The 10,775-nt window shown below is 61.0% G+C and carries 11 protein-coding genes; 3 read left to right on the forward strand and 8 right to left on the reverse strand.

Annotation, left to right across the window (positions count from 1 at the left end; genetic code table 11):
* Positions 1-14: 14 nt before the first annotated feature.
* From rimO to NW848_RS16720, 7 genes are all read right to left on the reverse strand, one after another.
* A complete protein-coding gene (rimO, locus tag NW848_RS16690) occupies positions 15-1,376 on the reverse strand; it encodes a 30S ribosomal protein S12 methylthiotransferase RimO (RefSeq protein ID WP_041438525.1) in 1,362 nt (453 codons plus the stop codon).
* Between the two features lie 156 nt (positions 1,377-1,532).
* On the reverse strand, positions 1,533-2,324 hold the full coding sequence (gene cbiQ / locus NW848_RS16695; protein WP_099812875.1) for a cobalt ECF transporter T component CbiQ: 792 nt from the start codon (positions 2,322-2,324) through the stop codon (positions 1,533-1,535).
* A 49-nt stretch (positions 2,325-2,373) separates the two neighbouring features.
* Positions 2,374-3,018, reverse strand: a complete 645-nt coding sequence (gene cbiM / locus NW848_RS16700; protein WP_099812876.1) for a cobalt transporter CbiM — start codon at positions 3,016-3,018, stop codon at positions 2,374-2,376.
* Positions 3,019-3,020: 2 nt separating this feature from the next.
* The gene (locus NW848_RS16705) at positions 3,021-3,560 is read right to left on the reverse strand and encodes a hypothetical protein (protein WP_011431121.1); all 540 of its coding nucleotides are present in this window, start codon (positions 3,558-3,560) and stop codon (positions 3,021-3,023) included.
* Between the two features lie 57 nt (positions 3,561-3,617).
* Entirely contained in the window at positions 3,618-4,538 is a 921-nt protein-coding gene (locus NW848_RS16710) for a hypothetical protein (RefSeq protein ID WP_414402810.1), read from the reverse strand.
* Positions 4,539-4,666: 128 nt separating this feature from the next.
* Positions 4,667-5,473 (reverse strand): SH3 domain-containing protein, encoded by an 807-nt coding sequence (locus NW848_RS16715; RefSeq protein ID WP_011431119.1) that lies wholly within the window; start codon positions 5,471-5,473, stop codon positions 4,667-4,669.
* A gap of 167 nt (positions 5,474-5,640) precedes the next feature.
* A complete protein-coding gene (locus NW848_RS16720; protein ID WP_099812877.1) occupies positions 5,641-6,009 on the reverse strand; it encodes a hypothetical protein in 369 nt (122 codons plus the stop codon).
* Between the two features lie 387 nt (positions 6,010-6,396).
* Here NW848_RS16720 and NW848_RS16725 point away from each other — a divergent pair, with 387 nt between their 5' ends.
* A complete protein-coding gene (locus tag NW848_RS16725; protein WP_011431117.1) occupies positions 6,397-7,116 on the forward strand; it encodes a response regulator transcription factor in 720 nt (239 codons plus the stop codon).
* A gap of 42 nt (positions 7,117-7,158) precedes the next feature.
* On the opposite strand, the gene NW848_RS16730 is transcribed toward NW848_RS16725, so the two are convergent.
* On the reverse strand, positions 7,159-8,064 hold the full coding sequence (locus tag NW848_RS16730) for an ABC transporter ATP-binding protein (protein ID WP_240527937.1): 906 nt from the start codon (positions 8,062-8,064) through the stop codon (positions 7,159-7,161).
* A 526-nt stretch (positions 8,065-8,590) separates the two neighbouring features.
* Between NW848_RS16730 and NW848_RS16735 the strand changes: the two genes are divergently transcribed.
* Positions 8,591-10,183: a TM0106 family RecB-like putative nuclease gene (locus tag NW848_RS16735; protein WP_414511369.1), complete on the forward strand. Its 1,593-nt coding sequence runs from the start codon at positions 8,591-8,593 to the stop codon at positions 10,181-10,183.
* 47 nt (positions 10,184-10,230) lie between these two features.
* A complete protein-coding gene (locus NW848_RS16740) occupies positions 10,231-10,698 on the forward strand; it encodes a response regulator (protein ID WP_143597172.1) in 468 nt (155 codons plus the stop codon).
* Positions 10,699-10,775 lie beyond the last annotated feature (77 nt).

Consider the following 10,775-nt stretch of genomic DNA (forward strand, 5'->3'; position numbering starts at 1 on the left):
TCAACCGAATTATTCTACCGTCCGCTCCAGCTAAAGCCTGCTGGCGCCTCCACCACCTGGCCAAAGAGATCGTAGGGCTCGGCCCGCGTAATCTGGACCGGCACCAGGGATCCCAGGGATCCCGGCCCGCGCACATACACCACCCCGTCCACCTCAGGGGCAAAGCGGGGGGAACGGCCAATCCACTCGCCGGTGCGGGGGTTTTCCTGCTCCAAAAGCACAGGCACCACCTGCCCCACCTGCTCGCGGTTGCGGCGGAAGGCGATCCCTTGCTGCAGCTGCATCAGGCGGGCGCGGCGCTCTTCCTTGAGGGGCTCCGGCACCTGCTGGGGCAGATGGTAGGCGGGCGTGCCCTCTTCCGGGGAAAAGGTGAACACCCCCACATGGTCAAATTGGTGGCGCTGGACAAACTCCAAAAGATGCTGGAAGTGCTCCTCCGTCTCGCCGGGAAAGCCGACGATAAAGCTGGTGCGCAGGACAGCCTTGGGCAGGGCCTGGCGCAGCCGTTCGATGAGCCGGTCGTTAACCTGGCCCTGCCAGGGGCGGTTCATGGCCTTGAGGATCGCTGGGTGGCTGTGCTGCAGCGGCAGATCCAGATAGAGCAAGAAATTGGGCGTCTCCTGAATGGCCTCCACCACCGCCGGCGTAATGCCCGTGGGGTAGGCATAGAGCATGCGGATCCAGGGGATGGGGATCTGGCCCAGAGCGCGGATAAGCTCGGCCAGCCGCGGCTCCCCGTAGAGGTCGAGCCCGTAGTTGGTGGTGATCTGGGAAATGAGGATTAGCTCCTGCACCCCTTCTGCAGCCAGTTGTTCTGCTTCCCGCAGAATGGACTCGATGGGGCGGGAGCGTTGCTTTCCCCGCAGGTGGGGGATGATGCAGAAGGAGCAGCGGTAATCACACCCTTCCGCCACCCGCAGGTAGGCCACCGGGGCATGGGTGGTGCGATAGCGGGGGACGGTCTCGTCGGCAATGTAATCTAAGCTCGAGGTAACGGCGTTAACCCGCTCTCCCCGCTCTGCCCGCTGGATAACCTGGACAATCTGGTGGTAGTCGCCGGTGCCGACGATGGCCACCGCCTCGGGGATCTCCCGCAGCAGCTCCTCTTGGAAGTGCTGCGCCAGGCAACCAGCGATGATGATCTTCTTGCCCTGCACCGCCAGCTCCATCAGGGTGCTGACCGACTCCCGCCGCGCCGCTTCGATGAAGCTGCAGGTGTTGACGATGACGTAGTCGGCGCTGTCTTCGTCGCCCTCCACCCGGTAGCCTGCCTGGGCCAGCAGGCCCAGCATGTGCTCGGTGTCCACCCGGTTTTTCTCACAGCCCAGGTGCAAAACGGCAACAGCCGGCGCTTCCTTGAGGGAAGAGGTAGACAAAGCGGTTTCTAACCAGTTCATAGCCCCAGGAGAGGACGCGCAAATGGCGACAAGAGCTGAGAAGATTAAAGCCTTCTTATTCTAGTTCTAGTTGGGTTTTGCTTTTAAAGGCGGGGAAGAGAACCGTCTATCTTGTCTAACTCGCTGCCAACCCGCTCAATCGGGATAGCCCCCAAAGTTAACCAAAACCAAGCCAACAGCCACTGCCAGCGCCAGCCCGGTGGCCGCCCAACTGCAGGGATCCCCGCCAGCCGCTGGCGGCACCAAGGGCGCCCGCCCGTAGCCCCGCAGGCGCAGCGCCTGGTAAACTCGCTGCGAACGTTCGTAGCTGCGAACCAACAAAGTGCCCACGGCAGCAGCCAGAAAGGGCAGGTCTTGCCGCCAAGTTGGCCCAGGCTGCCACAGGGATCCCCGCGGTCGCCAGCCCCTCAGCCGCGCGGCCCGCTGCATCCGCTGCCACTGGCTGCCCACTTCCTGCAAATAGCGCTGGGTTAGCCAGGCCAGTTCCAGGAGGAGGTCGGGGATCCCCAGCGCCCGCAAAGCTGCCAACAGGGCCGGTAGGGGAGTGGTCTCCAACAGCAGCGTCGCCAGCGCTAAAAGCGCCAGGCTGCGCCCGCCAAGGCAGAGGGCCCTCTCCAGCCCCTCCCAGCGCAAAGCCAGGGATCCCCAGCGCCAGAGGAGGGTGTCCCCAACGGCAAAGGGCAGGAAGAGGACAAAGGCTATCAACAGAACGCCGGGAGCGGCCAGGCGTCTGAGCCCTCGGCGCAGAGGCAATCCGGAGAGCCCCCAGAGAAAAGCCACCACCGCCCAGACCAGGGGTAGCAAGGCCAGGCGCTGCACCTGGGCAAAGGCCGCCATCAGTGCCAGCAGGCCAACCAGCTTGGGCAGGGGCCGCCAGCGGTGCAGCCAAGAAGGGGGCGGCGGCAGGGGAGCTTGTGAAGAAAGCATCCTCTCCCTAACCGGCATGGCCCGACGACAGGGATGAACAGCCTCAGCCCTATCTTTGGGCATCTTCTCCCAGCAGCTCCGGCTGCACCCGCTGCAAAAACCCCACCACCCAACGGGTAAACAGCCCCTCCACCACCGCCAGCGGCAGGTGGGCAGCTACCAAACTGGTCAGAGCCAGGTGCTCTGCCGAGGTGGAAGGGATCCCCTCCCTGCGCAGCGCCGCCAGCACCACGCCGTAAAACAGCAGCGCCGCCAGCACCACCCCCACCGCTCCCGCCCAAAAAGCGGCCCAGCCCGTGCCCAACCAGCGCCGGCTTGCCCGGAAGATCCCTCCTGCCAGAAGCGCCGGGATCCCCATAATGGCGGCGTTGATCCCCAGGGTGGTCAACCCCCCATGCCCAAAAGCCACCGCCTGAAAAAACAGGCCCACCACAATTGCCGGGTAGGCCAAGGCCCCCAGCATCACGCCCATCAGCCCATTGAGCAGCAGGTGCAGGCTGGCCGGGGGAAAAGGCAGGTGAAGGGAGGAGGCGACAAAAAAGGCCGCCGTGAGCAGCGCTGCCTTGGGGAGCTGGCGGCGGGGATCCTTTTCCAACCGCTGGAGGAGGTGTAGGCTCCAACCCGTAAGCAGGGCAGTGATGCCATAACCCCCCAGCCAAAGCGGTGCTGGCAAAAGGCCCTCGCTGATGTGCATGGCTAGTCTTGGCTCAAAGCGGCAGCATCCACTGGGGAGTCGGGGAGTTCTGGGCCTTGGAAGGGGCGGGGCCGGGAAAAAAACAGGGCCGTGCCCAAACAGCCCCAGATAACACAGGCAGCCATAACCCCCCGCTGCAGGGGGCCAAAGCCAGGGGAGGAGGGGCTGGGGATCCCTTCTGCCTGCATACCCTCCTCGCCCACCGGCACGTTCACCACCCCGCCGTGGCCGGCCTGGCGAATGCGCACCTGCCACAGTCCCTTAAGCTCAGGATCCGGCTGCAGCCAAAACCGGCCCTCTCCGTCTGTCTCTCCCTCCTGCCAGGGGAGAGTGGGATTGGTGGGCGCAAACACCGTAACTCGGGCAAAACGCATCGGCTCGCCGGAATCGTAGCGGGCCTGGATCTCAAAGGTGGGAACAGCCCGCCAAGAGGCCTCCACCCCATGGCCCCAAGCCGGCGGAGATAGGAGCAGGCCCAAGGCCAACCAGCTCAGTTGCCAGGAAGGGGAAAAAGGGATGCGCTTTGGCCAGACTGAGTTCATCGGTCAGCAAAAGACAGAGGACACCCTTCGATCTCAAAAGCCACCCAGGCCTAAAACCTAAGGCAAGGATCCCGTCCCGCCGAGGCCGCCAGAGGAGGCGCGGCAGTGGCCCTCTCCCACGTGCCCCAAGCTCTGCAGGCTCTGCAAGACGGCCTGGGCCCTAGGGGATCCCTCCTGCAGGCTGCCCCAGTCCACCTCCAGCGGCTGGGATCCCGCCTTTAGCCCTTGCTCGAGGGAGACTGGGTCGACTGGGTCCAACTTCACAAGGGAGGCAAACCCCAGCGCCGCTGAGTTGAGGTCGTCCTTGGGAGGCAGGCTGCCATTCCCAAACAGGTGGTCGAAGTGGAAAGTCGCCTCCAGATCCGCCACCTGGCCTGCCCGGACAAAGCCCTTGCGCGTCTCCCCCACGTACTCGCCGCAGACAAAAGCCAGCTCGGGGCTGAACTTGAGCACAAAGGGGATCGCCTCTCCCTCCCCTTCTGCCGGTCGAGCTCTGCCCTCGATCCAGAGGGAGTAGCCCTTTGCTGGCCCCTCCGCTGCCGGCACTAGGCGCCAGGCCAGGGCGTTGTAGTGCCCAGGGGGGGCTTCCAGGGATCCCAGCAGGGCTCGCTCCGGCACCAAATCCACCGTAAGAGGCCCTGTCAGGCTGACCAAGGCCTTGGCCTCGAGCTCGCCTTCCCCTTGCGGATCAAAAGGGGGATCCGTCTGGTAGGCCGTAATGTCCGCCAGCGTCACGTACACATGCTCAAACTGCAACGCCCAGCCCTCTTTGGAGACCAGCCCCTCCCGCAGGAACGCTTCGCCGTTGGCCCACAGCTCCAGCGTGCCCGTAGCCGAGGCAGAGATCGCCTGCCCATCCCTGGCTGGCCCCGGCTCGACAGGCGGGCGACAAGCCGTCATGCCGGCTCCCAGACCCAGGGCCACCAGAACCATCCCTTTGGCCAGGGGTCGCAGCAATGACCACTGAAACCAAGACATCAGGTGCTGCCACCAGTGTAAGAACTCCCTCCCGCTAGCGCGCCTGCCCCTCCCGACAGCGGCTGGCGGTACTGTCCCAGCCAACCACAAGCTCTCGCCAACCTACAATCCCCCACCGGGGCATCTTGCTACTCTTGCGCCAGGTTGCCGGCCCGCACCCAACCTTCCTGCCCGTTCTGGCGCCGGATGCGCTGCCAGCGGCCATCGGCGCTGTACTCCAACACCGTCACCACCTCATTCATGGGCAGGCCACCAATGTAAGCCCCTTCCCGGTCGGGAGTGGCCCGTAGCGCCAGGCCAATCGGCTCGATCACCCGCCCCTGCGCACCTGGGGCAATGCTTGTTGCTGCGGGGGGCCGAGTCGGCAAAGGAGTGGACTCTGGTGTGGATTCGACCGCAGGCGTTGCAGCAGTTGTGGCTGAAGCAACCGCTGCCCCACCCTCCACGGGGCCCAAATTGCCGGCCCGCACCCAGCCTTCCTGGCCGTTTAGCTCCCGCCGCACCCGCTGCCAGCGGCCATCAGCGCTGTACTCCAGCACCGTCACCGTTTCCCCCGCCACAATTCCCCCTTGGTAGGCTCCGTCAGCAGAAGGCTGGCTGCGAATGGCTAGACCTATGGGCTCGATTACCCGCCCGCGGCTGCCGGGGGGAAAGGCCTCAGGGTCGATGGTGCCCGCCGCCGGCAAGGACTCCGTCCCACTGACGCGAACAGAGGGGGAGGAAGGCAAACTTGTCGGGCTGGGTAAGGGATCCACACGCACCGCGCGAGGAAACTGAGGCGCCGCAGGAGGAGCCAGCAGGGGGGCAATGAACCGCCACGCCTGCCAACCCAGAGCAGCCAAGACCCCAACCGAGAGGCTCAGTGCCATTAAGGTGCCGAAGGGAAAACCGCTGGCAGCAGGAGAAGAACGGCCTCGCATTGGGTAGTTAGCCATCCAAAACTCAGCTCCCAAAAGCCGGAGACGAAAGCAAAGGGCTTTGCCAACGCTTGCAAGTACCAGAGCATCTCTGGTACTTCTAGTTTCGCCTCTGTGTACTGCCTTGGGAAGCCACCTACCCAGGGGCAACGCTGTCTGGAGCAAATCAGTAGCAAGTTTAGTTTCTACTTAGTGAACATATTCTCCCAGTCGGTGGTGAGAACCTCGTGGCCAAATGTCCACCCGGCCAGGAGCAAGGGCAAGGCCAAGCCCAGGAAGCCGAAGAAACTGATGACCTGGGCAATTTGTCGCTGGGCCCTTTTCTTTTTCGGGTCGGGGATGTAATTAGCAGCTACTGTGAGCTTTGAGCAAAAGGCCACCACCACCGCCCCCACCGGTCCCAAAACCAGCGAAGGCCACAGCCAATCCGCTACCTGCGCATACTCGTAGGCCCGGGTAAACGGCATGATGACAAAACAGGCCAGCTCCAGGATCCCCCAGGTGAAGAGGGCCAACTGGATATCTTTGCGAAAGACTTCGTTGGGATTGTACATAGGCTTCTGGGATAAACCGGCGTGCAACTTTAAGGTTTGGCCTGCAAGTACAGAAGTGGCGAGGTTTTTGAATGGGCTTCTCTCTGCGGGCAAGAAGCTGCTGCGCGAATCCCTTTTACCTTACCCTTTCCCTTTCCTCCGGACAACCCAGTAGAATGAATAATGCCTGAGATTCTTGGGTTAGCCTCCCTTGATTTACCCAGAGAAAGAGGGTTCCAGAAAGGCCAAGCTCCTGGTGCAATCCAATGGGTAATGTAAAAACTTGAAGCTATCTGTTGTAGTCTGGATGGGCTGCCCTCTCCTGCCCAGGCGCAAAATGCGTTTGCCCTGCGGGCAGGGCTTTTCTACAACTCTGCCTCGTGCTGACTGTGAGAGCGTCAAGCTGCCATGTTACGCATCCTCATCATCGATGACGATCCCAGCATTTGCGCGCTGCTCAAGCGGTATTTGCAGCGGCAGGGGTACTCAGTCGAGGTAGCGACGACGGGGGCCGAGGGCCTCCAGCAGTTGCGCGCTTTTCAGCCAGGCTTGGTGATTTTGGATCTGAATTTGCCGGATGTGAGCGGCTACGACCTTTGCCAGCAGATGCAAAAAGAGACCGGCGTGTATGTGTTGATGTTAACCAGCCGAGTGAATCCTGCCGACAAGCTGCAAGGATTTCAGCTAGGCGCAGATGACTACCTGACCAAACCCTTCAGCCTGCCGGAGTTACAGGCGCGGGTACAGGCTATCCTGCGCCGAGGGCGGACGAGAACGGAAACAGGCAGCGCGCCGGTTTTGACTTTTCCCTCCTTGGTGATCGACCCGACCACCCGAGAAGTTATCCGTGACCGTCGCCCGATTAACCTGACCGCTCTAGAGTTTGATTTGCTCTACGCCATGGCTCGACACCCAGGACGGGTGTGGCGACGGTCTGAGCTGATTCAAGAGGTGTGGGATTTTAACCACGAGGGAGATGAACGGGTGGTCGATGTCCACATCGGCCAAATTCGCAAGAAGCTGGAAACCGATACCAGCCAACCGGAGCTGATCCGCACCGTGCGCGGAGTTGGCTACAAGTTCGAGCCCCCCACTCCAAAGGAGGGATGGGGAGAGGAAAAACCGTAACCTCCCTCTTTCCGAAGGAGAGAGGTTGAGGCTGAGGGCGCGCTAATCCAGGCGACGGCCCGTCAAGCGTACAAAAATATCTTCTAAGTTGGCAGGGCGCACCATCAGGCCGGTTTTGTCGGGTTCCGCTTCCAACTGCCGCTGGGCCTCCGCCAAGCTGGGGAAAAAGGTGTAGCTCACCTCCTGGCCAGGGCGGGAGCGCACCAGCAGGGCTTCTCCGTACTTGGCCCGCAACTGGTCGGTGCTGCCCAGCTCGATTAGCTTCCCGCCGTCCATGATGCCGATGCGGTCACACAGCTCCTCGGCCTCTTCCATGTAGTGGGTGGTAATCAGCAAGGTCATCCCCTGCCGGTTCAGATCCCGCAGGATCTCCCACAGCAGCCGCCGCGCCTGGGGATCCAACCCAACGGTTGGCTCGTCCAAAAACAAAATTTGAGGCCGGTGCAACAGCGCCCTGGCCACCTGGAGGCGCCGCTTCATGCCGCCGGAGAGGGTCTTCACTTTGTCGTGCCGCCGGTCGGCCAGCTTCACGTACTCCAGCCACTCGTCGATGCGCTGCTGCCGCTCCGGGTTGGGGATGTGGTGCATGCGCCCATGGAACTCCAGGTTTTCCCAAACCGTCAGCTCTGCTTCCAGGGTGATGGGCTGCAACACCACGCCGATCTGCCGCCGCACCGCCAAGGGATCCCGCACCACATCATACCCCCCTACGCGGATGGATCCCTGGCTGGGGCGGGTCAGGCTGGTGAGCATGCGGATGGTGGTGGATTTGCCGGCGCCGTTGGGCCCTAGCAGGGCAAACACCTCCCCCTGCGGGATCCGCAGGCTCAAGTCCTGAACCGCCACCTGCTGCCCAAAACGCTTCCACACCCCCTGCATTTCCACTGCCGCCGGCTGGGTCTGGGACAGGGCCGGGGCCATCGAAAGAGCGCTTACAGTCGGCTCCATCTGCGGGTGTAAAGAAATCTTTCTCCTTTAGCATACGCCAGGGCAGCCCCCCAAAACAGGTTTCTGGCGGGGAGCCCTTGGGCGGTCTCCTTTTGCTTTTTCAACTTCTCTAGGGCTGTGATCTCGCTCATCATCGTTTTCCCGTCAGCATTGAAAATGGTGAACGAGACCCAGTATTGACAAAACCACACCTAGCCCAGCAAATTGCGCAGAACAGCTCAGGCATTGGCCTAGCTGCTGAGCAACAATGAAGAGGCAAGGTGGGGTCAAGCCCCAGCTTTTCCCCAGCCAACAAAACGCAGCAATAGCCAGATGCAAAACAGAGACCGATTTGACCAAATTGATTTCCGCCTCGATCGCCTGGTAGGGGCGGTACTGACTTTGGCTGAAGCCGTCAATATCCCTCACCTTTTGTCAGCTCAAGATCCCAGGTCGTAAGGGATCCCCAAAAGGCGTGCCAAAATGGCAGCAGAGCTGAGGTTGTCCGCCGTTGGAGTTCCAGCAGGGTTCTGTTGACGCAGAAGAGTTGCTGGCCTTTTTTCGCTGTCGGCGCCTGCCCTACCTAGATCGCTTTGGGCCTCAAGAAGCCAAGCTGCCGCCGGAAAGCCTGCTGGAGCAATGGCGTCGGGATCGTCAAGCCCTGCAAGCTGCTGTGCTGGAGCGATTTCCGGGAGAAGAGGTGGCGCCGGGCAATGAAGCTCTCTTAGCAGCTATGGCAGCAGGGGCGGAGCGGATCTACGGCGGCCAAGTCGTCGCAAAGCTGTTTTGGGAAGTGGATCCGGAGGGAGCGGCAGAGGCGGAGCCTACCGACTCTGAAGTTGCCCTCGCCCCCTCCCTTGAGACAGAGGTGGAGCTCACCGAAGACAACTCCACCGACAAGACATCCTCCAGCCTTGCGCTGCCGCCTGAGGCTATTCCAGAGTTTCGTTCCGTTTGGGTAAGCAGCTCACTGGATCTCTTGATTCGGGATCCCTCCAGTATCGGCAAGGGCCAGCTCTCCTACCTACCGGTTCACATTCGCATTGGCAAGCGCCCCAAGCCGGAGTACGAGTTGTTGTTGGCGTTGCAGGCCGAGTTGCTTGGATCCCTGCAGGGTCAGGTACCCAAATGCGGCTTCTTGATCTTAAAAGACGGGAAGTGGCACCTTGTTCACCTCAGCCGACGCCGCACCCAGGTGCGTCGCTTGCTGCAAGATTATCTGCACTCCCTTGAGCAGGCGGAGCCGCCGCAGGTGTTTATGGCCCGCAGCCGCTGTCATCTTTGTCACTGGCGGGAGCACTGTCGGCAGTTGAATGCCGTCGCCCAGCCCCTCAGCCTGCTGCCGGGCGTAACCGGATCCCGCTATCCCCTTTTGCAGGAGGCAGGGATCCATTCGATTGAGGCTTTAGCTAACGCTCGCCTGGAGATGCTCCAGGCTATCCCCAAGCTGGGAGCCGGCGTGGCCCTGCAACTGCAGCTTCAAGCCCGTGCCACCCTCAGCCGCAAGCCCCTCTGGCTGCAATCCCCGCCTCAGGCTCTGCCGACAGCGCCCGTGGAGCTGTACTTCGATATCGAGGCGGATCCCCGCCACAACGTCGCTTACCTACTGGGCTTGCTCGTGGTAGAACAAGCAGAGGAGAACAAGGTTGTCAACTACTACAGTTGCCTAGCTGCTGAGCCGCGAGAGGAAGGGCAAGCCTGGCAACAATTCCTACAGCTAGTTCAACGCTACCCTGAGGCCCCCATCTATCATTTTCACAGCTTTGAAGTACAGACTTGTCGGCGACTGGGGGAGCAGCACCAAACGGATCCCCGAGAGGTGCGGCAACTGCTGAAGCGCTTTGTAGATTTGCACAGCTGGGTTCAGCGCTCGGTAGTGCTACCCATCGAGAGCTACTCCCTGAAAAACATCGCTCGCTGGCTGGGGTTTAAGTGGCGACTACCCGAGGGCAGTGGGGCCCACTCCATCTACTGGTACAGCCAGTGGCTGGAAACACGAGATCGCCGCTATTTGGAGCAGTCGCTCATCTACAACGAGGACGACTGCCGGGCTACCTATTGCCTTAAAAACTGGCTAAGCCAAGGTTCGGTTCTTGCCCCCGTCGACGGCCCAAGCCCAGATACTTGGGCCGGACATTGATCGAACCAGCACCATCTCGGTGGAATCGAAATCTGCCTCTCCTCATTTTGCTAACGAAAGATGCTGATCTCAAGCGCATGCTCTTGCAAAAGCCTATTGACCCAGATGCTATCTTTAAGATTCTCAACGAGCAACTAGATTATGCCAAAAATGAAGCCTCAAACCTCGAGAGAAAAAGGATTTTAGTTGTGGATGACAACAAGTCATTCGTCCTTGCGCTGAGAGAACCACTGGATCCCTGGAGACTTGACCTGTACTCCCTCTCGATCCCAAAAGACTTTTGGGAGCAGCTTAATCAAATAATGTCGGAATTAAACGACCGAGATTGGAGCAAGATCCCGATACTCTTCCTAATCGCCCACCCAGACCCTCACACACTCGAACAAGTCTTTCAAGCGGGAGAGGATGACTTCGTTGGTAAACCCATCGTCGGTCCAGAGCTGATCACGCACATCTTCAACCATCTGGAACGCACAGAACTCTTACGGCGAGCTCAAGGGAGAAACTTCCCGTAAGTTTTACCCCCAGATGAAAATTAACCCCCCTTGTATTGGGGGGTTGGTGTGGAGAGATGAGCCTGGCACCGAGCTAG

The organism is Synechococcus sp. RC10A2, from assembly GCF_047502605.1.